At 70.8% G+C, this 21303-nt stretch carries 17 protein-coding genes, 1 rRNA gene and 1 pseudogene; 10 read left to right on the forward strand and 9 right to left on the reverse strand.

Going from position 1 to position 21303, the window contains the following annotated elements:
• The 3 genes and pseudogenes from rrf to ABT170_RS40035 form a co-directional block, all read left to right on the forward strand.
• Positions 1–92, forward strand: a 5S ribosomal RNA gene (gene rrf / locus ABT170_RS40025); the annotation flags it as partial.
• 385 nt (positions 93–477) lie between these two features.
• Positions 478–1617: pseudogene (locus tag ABT170_RS40030) on the forward strand (hypothetical protein); the annotation flags it as partial.
• An 81-nt stretch (positions 1618–1698) separates the two neighbouring features.
• Positions 1699–2457, forward strand: coding sequence for a tetratricopeptide repeat protein (locus ABT170_RS40035; protein WP_351876093.1), 759 nt, complete (start codon positions 1699–1701; stop codon positions 2455–2457).
• 59 nt (positions 2458–2516) lie between these two features.
• Here ABT170_RS40035 and ABT170_RS40040 read toward each other — a convergent pair whose 3' ends face one another.
• Entirely contained in the window at positions 2517–3794 is a 1278-nt protein-coding gene (locus tag ABT170_RS40040; protein ID WP_351876096.1) for a DUF1015 family protein, read from the reverse strand.
• 72 nt (positions 3795–3866) lie between these two features.
• Between ABT170_RS40040 and ABT170_RS40045 the strand changes: the two genes are divergently transcribed.
• Together ABT170_RS40045 and ABT170_RS40050 are read left to right on the forward strand one after the other, a co-directional pair.
• Entirely contained in the window at positions 3867–4907 is a 1041-nt protein-coding gene (locus ABT170_RS40045) for an HAD hydrolase-like protein (protein ID WP_351876099.1), read from the forward strand.
• Positions 4908–5098: 191 nt separating this feature from the next.
• On the forward strand, positions 5099–5971 hold the full coding sequence (locus tag ABT170_RS40050) for an ABC transporter ATP-binding protein (protein WP_351876102.1): 873 nt from the start codon (positions 5099–5101) through the stop codon (positions 5969–5971).
• A gap of 28 nt (positions 5972–5999) precedes the next feature.
• Here the strand turns inward: ABT170_RS40050 and ABT170_RS40055 are convergent, their stop codons facing one another.
• The gene (locus ABT170_RS40055; RefSeq protein WP_329940253.1) at positions 6000–6347 is read right to left on the reverse strand and encodes an SCP2 sterol-binding domain-containing protein; all 348 of its coding nucleotides are present in this window, start codon (positions 6345–6347) and stop codon (positions 6000–6002) included.
• A gap of 42 nt (positions 6348–6389) precedes the next feature.
• On the opposite strand from ABT170_RS40055, the gene ABT170_RS40060 reads away from it, so the two are divergent.
• From ABT170_RS40060 to ABT170_RS40080, 5 genes are all read left to right on the forward strand, one after another.
• Positions 6390–6722, forward strand: coding sequence for a hypothetical protein (locus ABT170_RS40060; RefSeq protein ID WP_351876105.1), 333 nt, complete (start codon positions 6390–6392; stop codon positions 6720–6722).
• 7 nt (positions 6723–6729) lie between these two features.
• Positions 6730–7545, forward strand: a complete 816-nt coding sequence (locus ABT170_RS40065) for a TlyA family RNA methyltransferase (protein WP_329940245.1) — start codon at positions 6730–6732, stop codon at positions 7543–7545.
• Entirely contained in the window at positions 7542–8447 is a 906-nt protein-coding gene (locus ABT170_RS40070) for an NAD kinase (RefSeq protein ID WP_329940246.1), read from the forward strand. The genes ABT170_RS40065 and ABT170_RS40070 overlap by 4 nt, the downstream gene beginning before the upstream one ends.
• Positions 8448–8556: 109 nt before the next feature.
• On the forward strand, positions 8557–10302 hold the full coding sequence (gene recN, locus ABT170_RS40075; protein ID WP_329940247.1) for a DNA repair protein RecN: 1746 nt from the start codon (positions 8557–8559) through the stop codon (positions 10300–10302).
• Positions 10303–10583: 281 nt separating this feature from the next.
• Entirely contained in the window at positions 10584–11681 is a 1098-nt protein-coding gene (locus tag ABT170_RS40080) for a glycosyltransferase family 4 protein (RefSeq protein WP_329940248.1), read from the forward strand.
• Between the two features lie 88 nt (positions 11682–11769).
• Here ABT170_RS40080 and ABT170_RS40085 read toward each other — a convergent pair whose 3' ends face one another.
• From ABT170_RS40085 to ABT170_RS40115, 7 genes are all read right to left on the reverse strand, one after another.
• Positions 11770–13401, reverse strand: coding sequence for a PucR family transcriptional regulator (locus ABT170_RS40085; protein ID WP_329940249.1), 1632 nt, complete (start codon positions 13399–13401; stop codon positions 11770–11772).
• Positions 13402–13482: 81 nt separating this feature from the next.
• Positions 13483–14919 carry an FAD-binding oxidoreductase gene (locus tag ABT170_RS40090; protein WP_351876110.1) on the reverse strand — a complete coding sequence of 479 codons (1437 nt, stop codon included), beginning with the start codon at positions 14917–14919 and terminating at the stop codon, positions 13483–13485.
• Between the two features lie 127 nt (positions 14920–15046).
• On the reverse strand, positions 15047–16927 hold the full coding sequence (locus ABT170_RS40095; protein ID WP_351876113.1) for a TniQ family protein: 1881 nt from the start codon (positions 16925–16927) through the stop codon (positions 15047–15049).
• Positions 16924–18066 carry an AAA family ATPase gene (locus ABT170_RS40100; RefSeq protein ID WP_351876116.1) on the reverse strand — a complete coding sequence of 381 codons (1143 nt, stop codon included), beginning with the start codon at positions 18064–18066 and terminating at the stop codon, positions 16924–16926. The genes ABT170_RS40095 and ABT170_RS40100 overlap by 4 nt, the downstream gene beginning before the upstream one ends.
• Positions 18053–20209, reverse strand: a complete 2157-nt coding sequence (locus ABT170_RS40105) for a TnsB C-terminal domain-containing protein (RefSeq protein ID WP_351876119.1) — start codon at positions 20207–20209, stop codon at positions 18053–18055. The genes ABT170_RS40100 and ABT170_RS40105 overlap by 14 nt, the downstream gene beginning before the upstream one ends.
• Positions 20206–20934 (reverse strand): TnsA-like heteromeric transposase endonuclease subunit, encoded by a 729-nt coding sequence (locus ABT170_RS40110; protein ID WP_351876121.1) that lies wholly within the window; start codon positions 20932–20934, stop codon positions 20206–20208. The genes ABT170_RS40105 and ABT170_RS40110 overlap by 4 nt, the downstream gene beginning before the upstream one ends.
• 218 nt (positions 20935–21152) lie before the next feature.
• A partial coding sequence (locus ABT170_RS40115) for a glycoside hydrolase family 15 protein (protein WP_351876124.1) occupies positions 21153–21303 on the reverse strand: 151 nt, incomplete at its 5' end.

Below are 21303 nucleotides of genomic sequence, written 5' to 3' on the forward strand. Positions count from 1 at the left end.
CGCCCGGTTACATTCCGAACCCGGAAGCTAAGCCTTTCAGCGCCGATGGTACTGCAGGGGGGACCCTGTGGGAGAGTAGGACGCCGCCGAACAATCTTTCAAGGACCCTTGGTCCCAGCGTTCACGCTGGGACCAAGGGTCCTTTTGTTTTTGCCGAAGCGCGTCGGATCGTCGGCTGCGCGAGAATGTCTGTGGTACCCGAAGACAGGAGTCACACCCATGTCCACCAACTCTCCCGACGATCGTCCGGAGCGCGAGCCGCGTCGCCGGGACGGTGGTGACAGGGGCGGTTTCCGCGGTGGTCGTGACGACCGGTCCGGTTCCGGTGCCCCTCGACGAGACAACGACCGCGGTGGTTTCCGCCGAGACGACAGCCGGCCCTCGGGCGGCGGTGGCGCCGGTGGCGGCTTCCGTCGTGACGACCGTGACCGTGGACCGCGCCGTGACGACAGCCGTGGCGGCAGTGCCGGTGGTGGGTTCCGTCGCGATGACAACCGTGGCGGTGGCTCCGGTGGTGGGTTCCGTCGTGACGACAGCCGTGGCGGTGGCTCCGGTGGTGGGTTCCGTCGTGATGATGACCGTGGTGGGTACCGTGGCGGTCAGCAGCGTGATGATCGTGGTGGGCGTCCGGGTGGTGGTTTTGAGCGTCGTGATGACCGGCCGCGTGGGCCGCGTCGGGACGACGACCGCCCCTCCGGCGGTGGCTTCCGCCGCGACGACAACCGTGGCGGCAGCGCCGGCGGCGGCTTCCGCCGTGACGACCGTGGTGGGCGTCCGGGTGGTGGTTTTGAGCGTCGTGACGATCGGCCGCGTGGGCCGCGTCGCGACGACGACCGCCCCTCCGGCGGTGGCTTCCGCCGCGACGACAACCGTGGCGGCAGCGCCGGCGGTGGGTTCCGCCGTGACGACAGCCGTGGCGGTGGCTCCGGTGGTGGGTTCCGTCGCGATGACAACCGTGGCGGTGGCTCCGGTGGTGGGTTCCGTCGTGATGATGACCGTGGTGGGTACCGTGGCGGTCAGCAGCGTGATGATCGTGGTGGGCGTCCGGGTGGTGGTTTTGAGCGTCGTGATGACCGGCCGCGTGGGCCGCGTCGGGACGACGACCGCCCCTCCGGCGGTGGGTTCCGCCGCGACGACAACCGTGGCGGCAGCGCCGGCGGTGGCTTCCGTCGCGACGACCGTGATCGTGGGCCCCGTCGTGATGACGACCGCGGTGGCTACCGCGGCGGTCAGCAGCGTGATGACCGTGGTGGGCGTCCCGGTGGTGGTTTTGAGCGTCGTGACGATCGGCCGCGTGGGCCGCGTCGGGACGACGACCGCCCCTCCGGTGGTGGGTTCCGCCGTGATGACAACCGTGGCGGTGGCTCCGGTGGTGGCTTCCGCCGCGACGACAACCGTGGCGGCAGCGCCGGTGGCGGCTTCCGCCGTGACGACAACCGTGGCGGTGGCTCCGGTGGTGGGTTCCGTCGTGACGACAGTCGTGGCGGTGGCTCCGGTGGTGGGTTCCGTCGCGACGACCGTGATCGTGGGCCCCGTCGTGATGACGACCGCGGTGGCTACCGCGGCGGTCAGCGTGACGACCGCGGTGGCTTCGGGCGCCGTGACGACCGGGACCGTGACCGCGACCCGATCAAGCGTCTCCCGATCCCCGACGACGTCACCGGCGACGAGATCGACAAGGACGTGCGGCAGGAGCTGATGAGCCTGCCGAAGACCCTTGCCGAGGATGTCGCGCGCAACCTCGTCATGGTGGCCCGGCTGATCGACGAGGACCCCGAGCAGGCATACGCGTACGCACGCATCGCCCTGCGGCTGGCTTCGCGGGTCGCGGCGGTGCGTGAGGCGGCCGGCTTCGCGGCGTACGCGACGCAGAAGTACGCCGAGGCGCTGGCGGAGTTCCGGGCGGCACGGCGGATGACCGGGTCCGTGGACCTGTGGCCCGTCATGGCCGACTGCGAGCGTGGGCTGGGGCGGCCCGAGCGGGCCATGGCCATGGCCGGTGAGCCCGAGGTGCAGAAGCTGGACAAGGCCGGGCAGGTCGAGATGCGTCTCGTCGCGGCCGGGGCACGCCGGGACATGGGACAGATCGACGCCGCCATCGTCACGCTGCAGAGCCCCGAGCTCGCTTCCAGTTCCGTTCAGCCCTGGACGCCGCGTCTGCGCTACGCGTACGCGGACGCCCTGCTCGAAGCGGGGCGCGAGGACGAGGCGCGTGAGTGGTTCGCGAAGGCGCTGGAGGCCGACAAGGACGGTTCGACCGACGCGTCGGACCGGCTCGCCGAGCTCGACGGGGTGGAGTTCGTGGACGCCCTCGGCGACGACGAGGCTTCGGGCACGGCAGTGGACGCCGAGGTGGACCAGGACGAGGACGACGCCGTTGACGTCGCCGAGGCTTCGGCCGACGAAGATGAGGACGACGAGGACGACGACGAGGCGGACGGTTCCGCCAAGGCGTAAACGATGAAGAAAGGGCGGCACTCCTTCCGGAGTGCCGCCCTTTTCCGTTTCCGGAGTCCTCAGCCGATGTCGAGGCTGCGCAGTACCAGGCCGGTGGCCGGCTTGGGACCGAAGGACGTCGACTTGCGTGGCATGGTCACGCCTTGCCTGGCCAGGTCCCGGACGACCTCTTCACGTACCGGGTGCATCAGCACGGCCGTGGCCCCGAGCCGTTCGGCCTGCTCGACGGCTGCCGCGGTGTCGTGAATGTACGAGATGTGTTCGGGGGCGTCGGGGATTCGCCAGACACGGTCCAGCAGTGTGGAGTGCAGGACCGTCGCGTCCAGGGTGCGCCAGGCCGCGGGGCGGTCGGCCGGGACCGTACGGGCCAGGAGGGCCGGGTCCGGGCGGTCCACCAGGTGGAACCCGCCGTCGCCCGCGAGGAGGAACGCGTTCCCCTCGGCCGCCGCCTCCGCCAGGGCGTCGAGGGCGCGGGGGAGCGGCCCGTCGGTCTCCCGTACGCGGAAGAGGCCGGAGAGGGCCGCCACCGCCTCCGCCACCGGCAGGCCGCGCAGCAGCCGGTGGATGGCGCGGACCTGGAGCGGGTAGCGGGCCGTGTCGACGAGGAGGACCAGGCCGAAGTCCCACGGGCCGGGCGCGGTCTGCTCGCGCTGGAGCCGGAGGTATGTCGCCCAGCGGTGGTGGCCGTCGGCGATCAGCGCCTGGTGGTGGGAGAGACCGGTCTCCGCCTCGGCTCGTTCGGCGGGGTCGGTGACGGCCCAGAGACGATGGCTGAAACCGTCCTCCGTCGTGGTGGCGAGCAGGGGTGGGCGGTCCGTCACGCGCTCGATGACATCGGCCACACCCGCCGGACGGCCGTCGCCGCGGTAGGTGAGCAGCAGCGGTTCCAGATGGGCCTGGGTCGTCCGCATGAGGTCCGCCCGGTCCTCGACGATGTGGTCCATGACGTCCTCGTGCGGGAGGACGATGCCGTCGGCCGCGGGCGAGAGCGCCAGGGCGCCGATCAGCCCGCGTTGCAGGATCTCGCTGTTGCGCTGCTCGTAGACGTAGAGCGCCGGTGCGGGGTCCGGGGCGAGGACGCCCTCCGCCAGCCAGCGGCCGAGTGTCTCGGCGGCCTGCCGGTGGCGGGCCTCGGCGGTGTCCGCCTGCGGCAGGATCAGCCGGACGATGTTGTGCGGGTCCGCCGACTCCAGGTGGTGCAGTCCGTCGGGCCTGACGACGACGTCGTACGGGGGCGAGGTCACCGCGGCGAGGCTGCCCACCTGCTCGGGGACGTAACGCAGTCCGCGGAACGGGATCAGCCGCAGCCCTGGCACGGCGGGACCTGATGTGTTCATTTCTGCATCGTATGTGCGCTCGGCGCATGCGCGATGATCGGGGGAGAAGCCTGTATCGAGGAGCGAGGACATATGAGTGACCAGCAGTACGCGTCCCGGCCGCGCGGGAGTCGCACGGCGCTGAGCGAGGCGTACGACACGGCCTTGCTCGACCTGGACGGGGTGGTGTACGCGGGCGGGCAGGCGATCGTGCACGCCGTCGAGTCGCTGGGCACCGCGCGGGACGGCGGGATGCGTCTCGCGTATGTGACCAACAACGCGCTGCGGACACCGGACGCGGTGGCGGAGCACCTGACCGAGCTGGGTGTACCGGCCGAACCCGCGGATGTGATCACCTCGGCGCAGGCGGTGGCCCGGCTGATGTCGGATCAGCTGCCGTCCGGTGCACGGGTGCTGGTGATCGGCGGGGAGGGGCTGCGGGTCGCCCTGCGCGAGCGCGGTCTGGTGCCGGTGGATTCGGCGGACGACGAACCGGCCGCGGTGGCACAGGGATACGGCGGGCCGGACATGGCCTGGGGGCGCTTCGCCGAGGCGAGCTACGCGATCGCCCGGGGACTCCCGTGGTTCGCGTCCAACACCGATCTGACCATTCCGAGTGCCCGCGGTATCGCGCCCGGAAACGGTGCCGCGGTGGAGGTCGTTCGGATCGCCACCGGCGCCGAGCCCCGGGTCGCCGGGAAGCCCTTGCCCCCCATGCACCGCGAGACCGTGCTGCGGACCGGGGCCGAGCGGCCGCTCGTGGTCGGCGACCGGCTGGACACGGACATCGAGGGGGCGTTCAACGGAGGCGTGGACTCGCTGCTCGTGCTGACCGGCGTGACCGACGCGGCGCGGCTGCTGGCCGCCGGGCCGCACCACCGGCCGACCTATGTGGACCGGGATCTGAGGGGGTTGCTGACGGGGCAGCCCGAGGTGACGGTGGCCGGTGAGGTGTTCGGGTGCGGGGACTGGACGGCCTTCGTACGTGAGGAGGCCCTGGTGCTGGAGGGCGGCGACGGGGACGGTGACGTGCTCGACGGGCTGCGGGCGCTGTGCGGGGCCGCGTGGACGTTCGCCGGCGAGGGTTCGTGCGGGCTGGACGCGGGGAAGGCGATCGCCGTGCTCGGGCTGTAGGGGTTCGGCCGGCGGCTCCGGGAACGGCCCCCAGGTGGAGGGTAGGCTAACCTAACTTGCCGGTGGTCGGTGGTCTGCGGTTCTCCAGGGTTCCTGTCCGCCCTTCCGCCCGCCCCTCCGTACGGCTCGCGCGGCTCACGCCCGGTGGGCGCATCGCGCGGAGCCCACTCATCGCATCCGGGAGTACGACCATGCAGCGCCTCACCGCGGATTCGGTGACCCTTGGCTACGACCAGCGGATCATCGCCGAGAACCTCTCGGTGGAGATTCCCGACAACTCCTTCACGGTGATCGTCGGTCCCAACGCCTGTGGCAAGTCGACGCTGTTGCGAGCGCTCGCCCGGATGCTGAAGCCGAGCGCCGGTCAGGTGCTGCTGGACGGGCGGACCATCCACCGGATGCCCGCGAAGCAGGTTGCCAGGACACTGGGGCTGCTGCCCCAGACCTCCATCGCCCCGGACGGCATCACCGTCGCGGACCTCGTCGCCCGCGGCCGGTATCCGCACCAGGGGCTGCTGCGTCAGTGGTCGCCGGAGGACGAACGCGTCGTCGTCGAGTCGATGGAGTCGACGGGCGTGGCCGAACTCTCCGATCGCTATGTCGACGAATTGTCCGGCGGTCAGCGTCAGCGGGTGTGGATCGCCATGGCGCTGGCGCAGCAGACCCCGCTGCTGCTCCTCGACGAGCCGACGACGTATCTCGACATCCAGCACCAGATCGATGTGCTCGACCTCTGTGCCGAACTGCACGAGACGCGGGGACGCACGCTCGTGGCGGTGCTGCACGACCTGAATCACGCCGCCCGGTACGCCACCCATCTCATCGCGATGCGGGACGGCGAGATCCTCGCCGAGGGGGCGCCGTCGGACGTCGTGACGGCGGAGCTGGTGGAGCGGGTGTTCGGGATGCGGTGCCAGGTGATCGACGATCCGGAGACGGGCACACCGCTGGTGGTGCCCGCCGCGCGCAAGAGGCGCCGGGCGGGAACGGGCACCGCCGCGGGTGCCGGTGACGGTGCTGCCGGCGACGCCGGAGCGCCGAAGGCTTCGGCGCGGGCGGTCTGAGCGAGGGGCGGGGAAGCGCTCCCGCCCCTCACAGCAGTGCTCTGAGCTTCATCAGGTCCCGGAAGCCCGCCTCCAGGCGGACCCGGCCCGATCCCCACGCCCTGGCGAAGTTCAGGTCGCCGTTCACCATCGCCACCAGGTCGTCGCCGGTCATGGCGAGACGGATCTCGGCCTTCTCCCGGGGCGGGCCCTCGACCATGTCGAGCACCCGGATCCGGCCATCCGCCAATCGGCCGGTGAACGTGATGCCGAGGTCCTTGATGTGGCAGCTCAGCGAACGGTCGAGGGCAGCGGCGCTGCGTACGTCGCCGTCGGCTCCTGCGAGATTCTCGGAAAGTCTGTCGAGTGCGCTGCGGCACTCCGCCATGGTCGCCATCATGATCGACGGTACACCGGCCCGTCGCGGTAGCGTTTCGGCATGAGCGACTGGATGCCGGGACCGGAGACGGCGCCCGCGAGTACGCCCGGGGAGCCTCCGGCGGCCCCGGCGCCCGCCGCGCCCGCCGCCGAGCCCCCCTGCGGGCCGGCCGGCCCCGCGCCCATCGGCGTCGGGCGCACCCCCACCGGCAGCGCGGACGTCGACGCCCAGCTGGAGCGGCTGGCCGATGCCGACCACCTCCCGGCGGACGGGCACATCGATGTGTACGAGGATGTACACCGTGGGCTGCGTGATGCGCTGACCTCGCTGGACACCCGTCCGGCACCCGCACCCGGGCCCGCGCCCATGCCCTCGTACGACAACAGGAGCTGAACCGAACGTGGCAGGAGTGGTACGCCGCCGTCTCGACGCCGAGCTGGTACGCCGAGAGCTCGCCCGCTCTCGTGAGCACGCGAGCCAGCTGATCGCCGAAGGGCGGGTGACCGTCGGCGGCAACACCGCGACCAAACCCGCCACCCAGGTCGAGACCAGTGCCGCGGTCGTCGTCACCAAGGACGACAACGACCCCGAGTACGTCTCGCGCGGCGGGCACAAGCTCGCGGGCGCCCTCGCCGCCTTCGTACCCCTCGGACTGACCGTCGAGGGGCGGCGGGCGCTGGACGCCGGGGCGTCCACCGGGGGCTTCACCGATGTCCTGCTGCGGGCCGGCGCCGGACACGTCCTCGCCGTCGACGTCGGCTACGGGCAGCTCGCCTGGTCGCTCCGCTCCGATGAACGCGTCACGGTCAAGGACCGCACCAATGTGCGGGAACTGACCCTGGAGGCGATCGACGGCGAGCCGGTGGACCTGGTCGTGGGCGACCTGTCGTTCATTCCGCTGGGGCTCGTGCTGCCCGCCCTCGCGCGCTGCGCCGCCCCCGACGCGGATCTGGTCCTCATGGTCAAGCCGCAGTTCGAGGTGGGCAAGGAGCGGCTCGGCACCGGCGGGGTCGTGCGCAGCCCGGAGCTGCGGGCCGAGGCGGTACGGGAAGTCGCGCGCCGGGCCTGGGGCCTGGGGCTGGGCGTCCGGGGCGTGACGGCCAGCCCGTTGCCCGGACCCGCGGGAAACGTCGAGTACTTTCTGTGGCTGCGGGCCGGTGCACCTGAGCTGGATCCCGCGGATGTCGACCGTGCAGTGGCGGAGGGGCCTCGTTGACGACGAATGCGGCACGAACAGTCTTTCTTTTGGCACATACCGGCCGTCCGGCCGCGATCCGGAGCGCGGAGCTCGTCGTCCAGGGGCTGTTGCGCAGCGGCCTCGGCGTACGGGTCCTGGCGACCGAGGCGGCCGATCTGCCGCTGCCGCCGTCCGTGGAGACGGTCACGGACACCACTCCGGGGGCCGTGGACGGCTGCGAACTGCTGATCGTCCTCGGCGGGGACGGGACCCTGCTGCGGGGCGCGGAGTTCTCCCGGGCGTCCGGTGTGCCGATGCTGGGGGTCAACCTCGGCCGGGTCGGCTTCCTCGCCGAGGCCGAGCGGGACGACCTGGACAAGGTGGTCGACCGGGTCGTCACCCGCGCGTACCAGGTCGAGGAGCGGATGACGCTCGATGTGATGGTCCACAGCAACGGTGACATCGTCCACACCGACTGGGCGCTCAACGAGGCGGCCGTGCAGAAGGTCTCGCCCGACCGGATGCTGGAGGTCGTACTGGAGATCGACGGCCGGCCGGTCACCGGGTTCGGCTGCGACGGGATCGTCTGTGCCACCCCGACGGGTTCGACGGCGTACGCCTTCTCGGCGGGCGGGCCCGTCGTATGGCCCGAGGTCGAGGCGCTGCTGATGGTTCCGATCAGCGCGCACGCCCTGTTCGCCAAGCCGCTGGTGACCTCGCCCACTTCCGTGCTGGCCGTCGAGGTCCAGCCGCACACCCCGCACGGGGTGCTCTGGTGCGACGGGCGCAGGACCGTCGAGCTCCCGGCGGGCGCACGCGTCGAGGTGCGGCGCGGCGCGGTGCCCGTGCGGCTGGCCCGGCTGCATCAGGCCTCGTTCACGGACCGCCTGGTGGCGAAGTTCGCGCTGCCCGTGTCGGGCTGGCGGGGCGCTCCGAACTGATCTTCCGGTGCCCCGTCCGGTGCCCCGTCGCGGGGGGCCTTCCGGTGCCCGGGAGAGTGAATTGATGACCGGGGGCCGTCGCACACCGGGCCGCGGACCTCGTAAGGTCATGTCCGTGTTGGAGGAGATGCGGATACGGTCGCTCGGAGTCATCGACGACGCGGTGGTGGAGCTGTCACCCGGCTTCACCGCGGTGACGGGCGAGACCGGGGCCGGCAAGACCATGGTCGTCACCAGTCTCGGGCTGCTGCTCGGCGGGCGCGCCGACCCTGCCCTGGTGCGGATCGGCGCCAAGGCCGCGGTCGTCGAGGGACGGATCACCGTCTCCGACGGCGACGCGGCGGCGCTGCGCGCCGAGGAGGCCGGTGCGGAACTCGACGACGGGGCGTTGCTGATCAGCCGTACCGTTTCGGCGGAGGGCCGCTCCCGGGCCCATCTCGGGGGCAGATCCGTGCCCGTGGGGGTGCTGGCCGAGCTCGCCGACGAGCTGGTCGCCGTGCATGGGCAGACCGACCAGCAGGGGCTGCTCAAGCCCGCGCGGCAGCGGCAGGCACTGGACCGGTACGCGGGCGGCGGCGTCGATGTGCCGTACGTCAAGTACGAGGGGGCCTACCGGCGGCTGCGGGCCGTCGTCTCGGAGCTCGACGAGCTGACCACCCGTGCCCGGGAGCGGGCCCAGGAAGCGGATCTGCTGCGCTTCGGCCTCAACGAGGTCGCCGCGGTCGACCCGCTGGCCGGGGAGGACGCCGAACTGGCCGCCGAGGCCGAACGTCTCGGTCACGCGGAGGCCCTCGCCTCCGCGGCGGCCCTCGCGCACACCGCGCTCGTGGGCGACCCCGAGGACCCGGAGGGCGTCGACGCCACGACCGTGGTCGCCGCCGCCGGGCGGTCCCTGGACGCGGTACGGGCCCATGACCCGGTGCTGGCCGCGCTGGCGGAGCGGACCGGGGAGATCTCCATCCTGCTCGCCGATGTGGCCGGGGAACTGTCCGGGTACGCGGACCAGCTCGACGCCGATCCGCTGCGGCTCGCCGCGGTCGAGGAGCGGCGGGCCGCCCTCACGGGGCTGACCCGTAAGTACGGCGAGGACATCACCGCCGTACTGGCCTGGGCCGAGGAGGGCGCGGGGCGGCTCACCGAACTGGAGGGTGACGACGACCGGATCGGCGAGCTGACGGCCGAGCGGGACGCGTTGCGCGCCGAACTGTCAGGGCTCGGGCAGGCGTTGACCGATGCCCGTACGGAGGCGGCGACGCGGTTCGCCGACGCGGTGACCGCGGAGCTGGCCTCGCTCGCGATGCCGCACGCCCGGGTCTCCTTCGCCATCCGGCAGACCGAGGCGCCGGACGAGGACTCCGGCATCGACATCGGCGGACGGAGCGTCCTGTACGGCCCGTCCGGCGCCGACGAGGTCGAACTGCTGCTGGCCCCGCACCCCGGGGCGCCGCCCCGGCCGATCGCCAAGGGCGCCTCGGGCGGTGAGCTGTCCCGGGTGATGCTCGCCGTCGAGGTGGTCTTCGCGGGCTCCGCCCCCGTACCGACCTATCTCTTCGACGAGGTCGACGCGGGAGTCGGCGGCAGGGCGGCCGTCGAGGTGGGCCGCCGGCTGGCGAAGCTGGCCAGGTCGGCGCAGGTGGTGGTGGTGACGCACCTGCCGCAGGTGGCGGCCTTCGCCGACCGTCAGCTGCTGGTGGAGAAGACGGTGGACGGCTCGGTGACCAGGAGCGGTGTCACGGTCCTGGAGGGCGAGGACCGGGTACGGGAGCTGTCCCGGATGCTGGCCGGCCAGGAGGACTCCGAAACGGCCCGTGCCCACGCGGAGGAGCTGCTGGCCACGGCGCGCGCCGACGGATAGCGGACGGATCGGGGAGCGGGCGGTGGTCCGGGGCTGCCGGGTGACGGGGGAAGGGACCGTCACCCGGCAGCCCCGGGCGTTCGCGGTGTCCCCGCGGCCCGGGGCTCCTGCCGGAGCTGGCAATTTCACGCCATAGATCTCACCCGTGTGGGTGATGGCGTGTGTCCGGTTGTCGATGGAGGTGTCGCAGCAACGTTCCTGCGGTCCCGGAACGTGCGTACGGACTGGCATCCTTGGCGCAGTACCCACCACCGACTCGGGAACCCCGGGAGCCATTCGACGTGTCACAGCTGCGTACGGTCCAAGTCCTGGGCGGCGGCAGTGCGGGCAGCGGCGCGCACGTCAGCTCGCTGGCCGCGGGGCTGAGCGCCAGAGGGGTGCAGGTCACCGTCTGCGCCCCCGCAGCGGTGGACCGTGCCTATGACTTCCCGGCGACGGGCGCCCGCTTCACCCCCGTGCCCCGGCGCGGCGATCCGGCCGCCGTCGCCGCGCTGCGCGCCGCCTGCGCGGGCGCGGACGTCGTTCACGCCCATGGGCTGCACGCGGCCGTGCGTAGCGCTCTCGCCCTCAGCGGCCGGACCGTTCCGCTGGTCGTGACCTGGCACACCCGTACCCACGCCGAGGGCGCCCGGCGCCGGATGCTGCATCTGCTGGAGCGAAGGGCCGCGCGGGCGGCGGACGTTGTGCTCGCCACCTCGTCGGACCTGCTGGACCGGGCCCGCAGCCGGGGCGCCCGGGACGCCCGGCTCGCACCGGTCTCCGTGCCGCTCGCCCGGTTCCCCGGCGCGGCGATGGACGGCAAGGCCAGGGCCGAACTGGGGGCGGTGGGACGGCCGTTGCTGATGGCTGCCGGAAGTCTCGTACCGCATCACGGATTCCACACCCTGCTGGACGCCGCCCGGGTGTGGCGGGAACTCGACCCCGAGCCCCTGCTGATCATCGCGGGGGAGGGGCGGGACCGGGCGGCCCTGCAACGGCGCATCCAGGACGAGGAACTGCCCGTCGCCCTCGTCGGGTCCCGGCAGGACGTCGGCGAACTGCTCGCCGTCGCCGATGTGGCGCTCCTGCCCAGCCGCTGGGAGGCCCGGTCGCCGCTGGCGCAGGAGGCGCTGCGGCTGGGCGTGCCGCTGGTGGCCACGGCGGTCGGCGGGGTCCCCGAACTCGTCGGGAACGCCGCCGAACTGGTCCCGTACGGGAACGCCGAGGCGCTGGCCCGTGCCGTCGTGCGGCTGCTCGGCGACCCCGCGCGGTGCGAGCAACTGGCCCGGGAGGGGCGGGTGCAGGCGGCGGGCTGGCCCACCGAGGACGACACGATCGCCCATGTGCTGAGTGTGTACGACGAGTTGGCGCAACCCACGGCGGCGGCCGGGCCGCGGTGAGCCGGACCCGGGCCGTGCCCGTCGTTCCCGTGGTTGCCGGGGTTCCCGGGGGAGCGTCGCCCCGGGGCCGTCGGGCGGCTGGACCGGCTCAGCCGGCGTGGCGGCGGGCCCGCAGCGCCAGGCTCAGGGCCAGTACCGTCTGCGGGTCGTCCAGATCGGTGCCGAGCAGTTCACCGATGCGGGCCAGCCGGTTGTAGAGCGTCTGCCGGTTCAGATGCAGCTCGCGCGCCGTCTCCGCCTTGCGGCCCGCATGGGCGAGGTACGCCTCCAGGGTGGGCAGCAGCGGGGGGCGCGAGGTGCGGTCGTGATCGCGCAGCGGGCCGATCGCCCGGTCCACGAACGCCGCCAGGTCCGGATGGTCCCGCAGCCGCCAGAGCAGCAGATCGATGTCCAGACGCCGGGCGTCGTACCACGGGCGGTCGCTCAGCCCCTGTGCCGCCGCCGCCGTCTCCGCGGCGTGCCGCAGCCCGGCCCCGGCCACCGCCCAGCCGCCCGGCACGCCCACCACGACGACCGGCGGATGGGCCCCCGCCCCGGCCCGCTCCAGCCCGGCCCGCTCCACGCCCGCCCGCAGCGCCGTCGCCACCCGGTCGGCGACCGCGGTGCGCTCCGACTCCGAGCGCAGGCCCAGCAGCAGGGGCACCCGGCCCTCCACGGGACGCACCCCGAGCAGCACCGGCACGCCCACGGAGGACAGCTCCTCCAGCACCGCGCGGGCCAGCAGCGCCCAGTTGCCCGAGGGGGACAGCTCCGGGGCCAGCCGCATCACGACCGGCAGCAGCGGGGTGTCGCCGGGCTTGAAGCCGAGCACACGGGCCTGCGCGGGCGCGTCCTCCGGGGCGATCCGGCCCTCCGCGAGGTCGGTGAGGAAGTCGCCCCGGCCGCGGGCCGCCAGCTCCTCCTCCTGCCGGGCCTGCATCAGGACGACGGCGAGGATGCCCGCCGCCCGCTCCGCCGCCATGCGGTGCACCGTCACGAGCGGGGCGGACACGGCGAGCAGCACCAGCCTCGCCCGCACCGAACCGGCCCCCGGGCCACCGCCCGGCACATCCACCAGGACCGCGCCGGCCGGCGGTGTCTCGCGGGCCGCCCGGCCGCCGCGCATGCCGTCCCAGACCTGGAGCGGGTCGGCGCCGACCGGGCCGGTACCGGTCCCGGCCGCGTACAGGAGCTGGCCGTCGGGCGTTTCGAGGAAGACCGGGTTGGCGGTGAAGTCCGCCAGGATCCCGAGGACCTGCGGTATGCCACCGCCGCCGAGCAGCGCCTGCGTGCAGCGCCGGTGCACCTCCTCGGCCTGCTGGAGCAGCGCGTAGTGCCCGTTGACGATCTCGGTGTGCACCTCCTCGGTCACCGCGACGAACGGCACCTCGCGGTGCAGCTGGACCAGGGGCAGCCCGGCCGTGCGCGCCGCGTCCACGATGGAGGCGGGCAGCCTGCTGAAGCGCGGGCCCAGCTCGACCACGAGGGCGGCGATGCCGCGGTCGGCGAGCCTGCGGACGAACGCGCGCTGCTCGGCCGGCCGGGTACCGAGCCCCAGACCGGTGGTGAGGAGCAGCTCGCCGCCCTTGAGCAGCGAGGCGATGTTCGGCACCTCGCCCGCGTGCACCCAGCGCACCGTACGGTTCAGCCGCTCGGCACCGGCCACCACCTCCGGAAGCCCGCCGCGCAGGCCGGGCAGTTCCAGCGCGCGTCGGACGGTGATTCCGCCTTGGCTCTCCACAGAATCAGGCCTCGTGCTTCCACTCGCGTACGACAGGGCGACAGCCCTGGTCAGGAAGCTACCGGGCGGCCGGTGCCCGCGTCATGCGCGGGCGGTGGCGGGCTCGATGTTGTGATTGAGACGGAACACGTTGTCCGGGTCGTACCGCGCCTTCACCGCCGCGAGCCTCGCGTAGTTGTCCGTGCCCATACCGGCGACGACGCGGGCCTGGCCCTCATGGCCGATGAAGTTGAGGTACACGGCACCGCTCGCCCAGGGCCGGAAGTCGTCGCGGACCCGGTGGACCCATTCACGGCCCCGCTCGTCGTCGTCCGGGCTCTCCCAGACGCCGAAGGGGTGGACGGCCCAGGGAGCGGCACGCCAGGGCAGCGGGTGGTCGGCGGGGCCCCGGGCGACGGCTCCGCCCATGGGGAACAGGACGTGCTGGGAGCCGGACGGGACGGGCATCGCCGCGGCGGCGGCGCAGAAGGTGTCCACGGCGGCATCGGGGAACGCGTCCAGGTATTCGGCGGACCAGTAGTTCCGCATCCCCGGCGGGTCGTCGAGCATGCACTGGAGGTCCGCGTAGGGAATCTCGGTGACGATCTCGGCCTCGTGGGGGAGGGCGAGCAGCCCGGAGGCCGCCGCACGGGCCTCGGCCTCCGGGCCCGCCCAGGTCAGCAGCGTCGCGAAGGTCAGCTGTCCGACGAGATGCGCGGGGACGAAGTCCTCGGGCGGCCCGGTCAGGTACAGGCACGCCCCGCCCGCCTCGTCGGGGGCCGACTCCATCAGGTCCCGGTAGGCGGTGAGGGCGGCGGGACCGGCGTCCGGGCGGAACAGCAGGAACACGATGCTCATCGCGGGCAGCGGGTGCAGCCCCAGGGTCAGTGAGGTGGCCACGCCGAAGTTCCCGCCGCCGCCGTGCAGAGCCCAGAAGAGGTCGGGGTTCTCCTCGGCACTGGCCCGTACGCTCTCGCCGTCGGCCGTGACCAGTTCGGCGGCCAGCAGGTTGTCGCAGGCCAGCCCGAACTTCCGCTCCAGCCAGCCCGAGCCGCCGCTCAGGGTGAATCCGCCCACGCCGGTGGTGGACACCCGGCCGCCGGTGGTCGCCAGTGCGTACGGCTGGGTCGCCCGGTCCAGATCGCTCATGGTGGCGCCGCCGCCGACCTGTGCCGAAGCCGCTCGCGGGGCAACGGTCACGTCGCGCATCCGGCGCAGATCGACCACCAGACCGCCGTCGCTCACGGACATTCCGGCGACGCTGTGGCCGCCGCCGCGCACGGCGATCTCCAGGCCGTTGTCGCGGGCGAAGCGGAGCGCCCGTGCCACGTCCGCGGGGGACACGCACTGGGCGACGACCGCGGGCCGGCGGTCGATCATGCTGTTGAAGACGGTGCGGGCCTCGTCGTACCCGGCATCACCGGGCGCGAAGGCGTCGCCGGTCAGATCCTTGCGGAGCCCGGAGAGCCCGGAGAGCCCGGATGGCCCGGATGGCCCGGAGAGACCGCCGGGGCCGTCACCACTGCTGCGGGGCGTCATGATGCCCCCCTTCGAAGGGTACTGCAGGTCCCTTCAAGCCTAAGGGCGGGGAGGCGGGACAGCCCCTTCCCAGGGCTGTCCCGCACGGGTGGGGGATCCGGGGATCCCGCACCCGTGTAGGTTCCTATCATTTGCGTCCATCCGTGACTCGCTGAGCAGCGGGTTCGTGGCCCAGTCCCACCGCTGTGTCCTGCGTTTCGTCCCGCGGTGGTGTCCTTTTCCGTGGCTGTCGTGGGTTGCTGAGCAGGTCGCGGATCGGGATCCGGCGAGTTGGCGCGGTCAGCGAGTAGTAGATGCGGCATCGGCCGCCGTGAGCACGTTCCTCGCGGGGTTGATCGCGAGCGGTGAGCCAGCCGGCTTCTGCGAAGCACTTGAGCTGGCGTTGGATGGTGGCGCGGGACATACCGGTGCGGGATTGGATCTGCGCCGCGTAGGTCTCTTGGTCAGCGTGTTCAAAAAGGTGTTCCAGCAACGGGACTATGGGCGGAGGGACATGGAGGTGAGCGGGTGCTGGTCGGCGGGAATCTAGGGACGTCAAACGCGCATCCATGCCATCGGCCACTGCTTCTGCAAATTCGATTTCAGTGTGGCTAGGCATTGGTTCGAGCTTCGGCCCAAGGGCTTCACGCATGAGATTCTGAACCTGTGAATCATTCACATCTCGCAGCAGCGAAGCGCCGCGGCTGGTTGGATGTTGGGCTGCATGGCGAACCGAGCGGTTGAACAGGTCAGCGCCGAGGTCGGCTTCCAGGCGGTTGAACTGCCCTGTGAGCGCGCTGGGCCTAATCTTGAGGTATGAGGCGGCGGTCGTGAGTGTGGGAAAGGCCATGAGGATTTGGAACCGCCGCAGGCGGAGCCATCCGTGAAGATTCCCTTCCGTCAATTTCCGGATGTCTGCTGGAACGGAATCATCGAGTTTCCTATTCATGATGGGCCAGCTGTGAACGCCGAAGAGGCGACGTGGGACTCCAAGCTGATCGAGCCTTCGGCGGACCACGTTGCCGTCTGTTCCTAGTTCCTGACCGATGTCGTCGGCGGTGCGAATGTGGTTGACGTACTGATCGCGGAGCCACTCGTCGTCGAAGATGTGTGGCCGGTTCCCGCGATAGACCGGGATGCCGAGTTCCCTTGCTCGCTCAATCACGTATTTGCGAGGCAATGAGTAGTCCTCAGCGATCTGGCGAAGCGGCTTGCCATCTTGCTGGTATTCCTGCCGGAGAATTTCGCGGGTGAGGACCTTGCTTCCGTGCTCACGTAGGCGCCAGGCGGCGAACTCGGTAAGGGGGATTGGCGTCGTAATGAACAGGCGCTCCCATGATTCACCGAGAAGGTTTTCCAGAGCCGGAAGGTCCGAGTTCGACATCGCTTGCGTCAGCCGATCGAGGCACTCTTCTGCATGTGCGAAGACGGATCCGATATTCGTGGTCCTGGTGATCGAGACGCGGTCGAGTTCGAGTTGGGCTTGGGCGAGGGGGTGCCCCCGTTCCAGGGCCAGTGCAGGAAGGGCACCCAGGTCGGCCCCGCAGACGCTCCGCGGACCGATGGGGCGCAAGCAGCGTCCAGGGGTGGTGACGTGGACGGGCCTGGGCAAGAACTCGCGCGGTTCCTTGAGGCAACTCGGGCAGAAACTCTGCAGGAGCGCCTCGTGCTTGGCGCAGGCCAGGGACCAGGGAAGCCACCACCGCGTGAGCCAGCGTCCGTCCGATTCGCGCAGACACTGCGGGCAGAACCGCCAGCGAGGTGCGTAACGGCCGACAAGACCGGGCGGAATGACGGTCTGATCCAGGTGCCCCGGGGACAACCCTGTCTGGACCTCCAGATGACGGAGCATCTCGGACGACGGGGCGACGAGCATGCGGTGGGTGCGCTCATAGACGGGGAGGTCGAGAGCCTCAAGGAGGGCAGACAACGACGTCCACGAGCGTCGAGCAAGGGCCTCCAGCCAGCTGTCGATGCTTTCTCCAGGCAGCGGGAGAACACGGATCGCCAGGGTGCGGAGCTCGTTCATGCGGCCCTCCTTCCTGGCTGGCTGACCAGCCGGCCGGACTCGAACGCTTGCTGCAACTCCCGCCGTGCTTGCTCGGACGCGGAGTCGTTCTTCACCTGGTCCAGCAGCTTCACGTCCAGGCGCTCGACGCCAGTGCGCACGGCTCTCTGACAGCCGCGGTTGATCAGCGTCATGAGCGAGCCGATGTGCCCGGTGCTGCGGGCGAATAGGTAGTCGGACAACCCGTCCGCGATCATGCCGGGGTGCTTGTCCGCAAGGGCGACGCGCTCTTCGATGGCGAGAAGGGTGTTGCGCCAGTCGGTGCGACCCTTCTCGGAGTCGATCGTGAACGGGGCCATACCGAGTCGTGTCGTCCGGCGTCCGGTCTGCGCGAGAATCGCATCCTCGTAGTCTTCACCCTCGCTGAACAGTCCGCGCTTCTCCAGGCCGACGCCGATCAGTAGCAAGGTGACGGGGAACTCGTTGGCGATATATTTGAAATGATTGCTGACTTCGATCCCATTCTTGTTCCTCCACTTGAGGAAGTGTAGATCGTCCACGATCAAGAGTTCCGTCTCCGCGGACAGGACGGAATCAAGCGCCCGGTAACCGAAATCGGCAGCGGTCCCGCGGAAGCGTCCTGGGTGGCCGTAGTACTCAAGAATGGATCGGTTGAAGTCCCGCATTCCTGTATTGCTGGTCAGTCCGACACGGCAGACGGGCCATCGCTCGTGCCCCTCGTCGGTGTAATTTCCTTCTTCCTGGATGATGCGACGGTGGAGTTTCCGGGCGAAAGCGAGCACGGCTGTGGTCTTGCCCAGCCCGGGAAAGGCGTCGAGGGCAATACCACCCTTGACCTTGTCGCTGTCCTGGTCGTTGCTGTCGAAGATGTCCGAGAGATCTTCGTGCAGCTCGTTCATCTGCGGTGTCACCAGCGGACCGAGGTTCGCGTGCCACTTTCGGCGCCCGCGGTTGTATTCGGCAAGGGCCGCCTCTCCCAGCGACTTCAACTGCAGACGGGACAGAGGTTCCGGACGCGGCCGGGGCGGTGCGTCTGCCAGGCGTCCGAAGCCTTCCTTGCGGGACAGCGTGAGGTGGTCAAGTCGTGAACGCAGATCGGCTTCCTCGCCCTGGACCCGGGGACGCTTACTCGTCGTCATCGATGTCCTTCAGGGCGGTGGCGTAGAAGTCGAGTTCCTCTTCCAGTTCCTCCAAGCCGTCGGCGTCGTCATCGCCCGCCTCCGGCTCCCGGTCCTGGACGGCCTCGATCGGCGGAGGGGCCGGCTGCTCGGGTAGAGACAGCACGCGGGCGACCGACGGCAGCGACCGCACATCGTCGGCCGGCGTTCCGGGAAGGTCCAGGGCCGTCTGTTCACGGGAGAGCCGCAGTGCCATCCGCCGTTCGACCAGGGACGTTCCCAGGCCGAGGTTCCACCGCTTCAGCAGCAGGGCGATGGCGAGCCGGTCGTCGGGAAAGGTGTGTTCCTTCGCTGCCAGGCGCCGAGCGAACTGCAGAGCCTCCTCGCTCAGTGGCATGTTCAGGCCGGGGGCGTGCTCCCACTGCAGGGTGTGCCAGACGCGTTCGCGGTCACGGAAGTGGACCCGGGTGACGTCGTCGGGGTCGGCGAAGAACGGCAGCCGCCGCTTGTCCAGATCGATGTCGGAGCCGGCCATGTCCCGCAGCCCGTCGAGGCAGCCGCCGTTGTAGCGGCGGCCGTTGATCTCGACGCCGTAGTGCTGGGCGGTCCGCAGCGTGACGTCGAGGAACTCGTAGGCCAGGTGAGGGTCGCGAGGCACCTCGATGTAACCCGCCCGCGCGAGGCCGTGCTCGAACATCGCCGCCGGCGACAACTCCACCTTCGGCAGATGCGGGTCGAGCAGTCCCTCGTGTGGCCTGCGGTGATACGTCACCGCGGTCCACTCGCGGATGATGGCCTCCAACTCGTGGTGAAAGAAGAAGGCGTCCTTCTCCGGGTTCAGCCCGCGCGAGTGGATGTCCGGTCCCTTGTAGCCGGGCAGCCGCTGCAGCAGGTCTTCCCGCAGGGTGCGGAAGAACCGCTCCACCGGCCCCTTGTCCCGGCCCGTCCGCAGCCTCGCCGGCTGCACCGAGATCCCCATCCGGCGGCAGACGCTGGTCAGATGCGCCGACACGTAGATCTTTCCGTGGTCGACGATCAGCGTCTCCGGCGCCACCTTCGGCCCCCACACCCCGGTGACGGGCCCGTGGACGGCCTCGGCCTCCACCAGAACCCCGCGCGGAATCCCATGCTCGGGCCAGGCGGCCTCCCTCGGCCAGCTCTCCGGAACCAGCTGGGGACGGTATGCCTGATAGAGAACGGCCGCGGCATCGATCGCCTTCGTCGACACCGGTGTCACCCGCAGACCGATGATGCAGCGGGTGTACCAGTCCATCGCAACCGTCAACTCCGCCTGCATCCACCGCAGCGTCACCGGATCGAGGGCGAACACATCCAGCCGGGTGGTGTCCATCAGCACGTACTCGCCCGGCCGCGTGGGCCGAAGCTTGCCGTAGACCTTCCTCGGGCGGTCGGCGATGTCCCGGTTGCGCTGGGTACTCAACCGGAATGTCGGATAGCGCCGTTCCAGCTCCTGCATCCACCGATAGGCCGTCGTCCGCGGCGGCACCGGCACCTTCACCAGCTTGAACGTGGATTTGACGCGGGCCTCGACCTCTTCCAGCACCACCTTCACCGAAGGCCGCGACTCCTGCTCGTACTCCTTCAGCACCTCCACCGCGGCCTCAACCCAGCGCGGATCGGCGTTGCCCAGCCCGCCGTCCGACTGCGCGGTCTTCGGCACCAGCCCCGCCTCGCCGAATTCGCGGAAGGCGCGGGCCCACCGGCGCACCGTCCGCTCGGTCACCCCCATCTCCACTGCCTTGGCCTCATACCGGGCCTTCAGCGGCAACCCGGGAGCGTACTGAGAGCGCGGTTCATCAGGCTGCGGAAGGTCCTCGCTGCCAGAGCGGTAGCCCGTCAGCATCTCCCGAACGTGCGCGGCCCGCTTCAGGACATCCTTCTGCTCGTCCTTGGTCAGCCGGCTCAATACCACCGCGGCGACGTCCTCGTCATCGGTGGAAGACGGACCTGACCGGTCGTGGATCAGCTCGGCGCGATCGGAGGTCAGCAGTTCGCGCAGGGACATCCGGGTCAGTCGGTCGCGTCCGTCCTTGAGAACGACCTCCAGTCCCGTGGCCAGGCTGGCGAAATCCACGACCTCGACCGTCTCGCCGTCCAGCCGGAAATGCGTGCCGACCCTCAGCTTCGTCCCAGCCCCGCTCATGCGACCCTCCGCAGCACGTGGCCCACGCTCAGCGGCCGGTCCAGCGCGGTCGTCGCATGTCCGGACCACACCAGGTGCAGCACCGCCGACTTCACCAGCGGCCGGGGACACTCCGGCAGCAGCCGGAAGGCATCACCCAGCGGCATCCCGTCCAGATCTGCGGCCCGCAGCGCAGCCACCAGATCGGGGTCGAACAGCCAGGCACGGCGGTAGCCGGCCAGGAACCGGATGTTCTCCAGCACATGCGGATCCGGCTCGCTCCACACCTCGTACTGCCACCCGCGCGACGTGACCGCCTCGCGCGTCCAGGCGAAGGTGAAGGCGACCTCGAACTTCTGAAGCCGGTGGCGCGGCTTGACATCCACGATCACCGGACCGTCGTCTGTCAGCAGCAGATAGTCCGGGATGTGCTTGCGGACCTTGCCGTCGACTTCGGCCTTGAGCAGGAACGGCTGGGCGACGATGCGCCGCACCTCCGGAGCGAAGTCGGCGAACAACAGCCGCCCCAGTTCCAGCCGCGACTCGTAGATCACGTGGTCGCCCATGGTGGCCGACCAGTACGTGCCCGAATAGTGCTGCTGTCCCTTGAACCAGCGGAACGTCCGCCACGGCCTAGCCTCCCGCAGCAGCCTGAGCGGCACCGACGACCACTCCAGGTCATCCACCACGGTCTCGTCACCACGCCGGACACTCAGCCGTACCGGTGCGGCCACCGCTGTAGTCATCGGACCACCAACCCCGCGTTTCCCGAGGCGGCCCCGCCGGCCGCCGAACGCTGGGGAACTGCCCCGGCCACGTACGCAGATGACGACCGGGGCGGTCCTGTACACAAAGAGGGGAACTACTCGCTCACGGGGCATGAATCCCATCCCCCTGTCCTATTGGCCACGCGGTGGACACCACCGCTGGGAAAAGGACAGGGGATCTGGGATCCCACAACCCGTCAGCCGACGTACGCCCCGCTGGCCGTCAGCCGCAGTGCCGTGTCGATCAGCGGCACATGGCTGAAGGCCTGCGGGAAGTTGCCCACCTGGCGCTGGAGCCGGGAGTCCCACTCCTCGGCCAGCAGGCCCAGGTCGTTGCGCAGGGACAGC

Origin of the sequence: Streptomyces sp. NPDC001787 (genome assembly GCF_040297465.1) — a bacterium.
Taxonomy (GTDB): domain Bacteria; phylum Actinomycetota; class Actinomycetes; order Streptomycetales; family Streptomycetaceae; genus Streptomyces.

Excerpts from the sequence above, each read along its gene's own strand:
- ABT170_RS40110 (WP_351876121.1), bottom strand. The coding sequence starts at position 20,934 with ATGACTACAGCGGTGGCCGCACCGGTACGGCTGAGTGTCCGGCGTGGT.
- ABT170_RS40040 (WP_351876096.1), bottom strand. The coding sequence starts at position 3,794 with ATGAACACATCAGGTCCCGCCGTGCCAGGGCTGCGGCTGATCCCGTTC.
- ABT170_RS40035 (WP_351876093.1), top strand. The coding sequence starts at position 1,699 with ATGAGCCTGCCGAAGACCCTTGCCGAGGATGTCGCGCGCAACCTCGTC.
- ABT170_RS40050 (WP_351876102.1), top strand. The coding sequence starts at position 5,099 with ATGCAGCGCCTCACCGCGGATTCGGTGACCCTTGGCTACGACCAGCGG.
- ABT170_RS40060 (WP_351876105.1), top strand. The coding sequence starts at position 6,390 with ATGAGCGACTGGATGCCGGGACCGGAGACGGCGCCCGCGAGTACGCCC.
- ABT170_RS40055 (WP_329940253.1), bottom strand. The coding sequence starts at position 6,347 with ATGGCGACCATGGCGGAGTGCCGCAGCGCACTCGACAGACTTTCCGAG.
- ABT170_RS40045 (WP_351876099.1), top strand. The coding sequence starts at position 3,867 with ATGAGTGACCAGCAGTACGCGTCCCGGCCGCGCGGGAGTCGCACGGCG.
- recN (WP_329940247.1), top strand. The coding sequence starts at position 8,557 with ATGTCCGTGTTGGAGGAGATGCGGATACGGTCGCTCGGAGTCATCGAC.
- ABT170_RS40105 (WP_351876119.1), bottom strand. The coding sequence starts at position 20,209 with ATGAGCGGGGCTGGGACGAAGCTGAGGGTCGGCACGCATTTCCGGCTG.
- ABT170_RS40100 (WP_351876116.1), bottom strand. The coding sequence starts at position 18,066 with ATGACGACGAGTAAGCGTCCCCGGGTCCAGGGCGAGGAAGCCGATCTG.
- ABT170_RS40095 (WP_351876113.1), bottom strand. The coding sequence starts at position 16,927 with ATGAACGAGCTCCGCACCCTGGCGATCCGTGTTCTCCCGCTGCCTGGA.
- ABT170_RS40090 (WP_351876110.1), bottom strand. The coding sequence starts at position 14,919 with ATGACGCCCCGCAGCAGTGGTGACGGCCCCGGCGGTCTCTCCGGGCCA.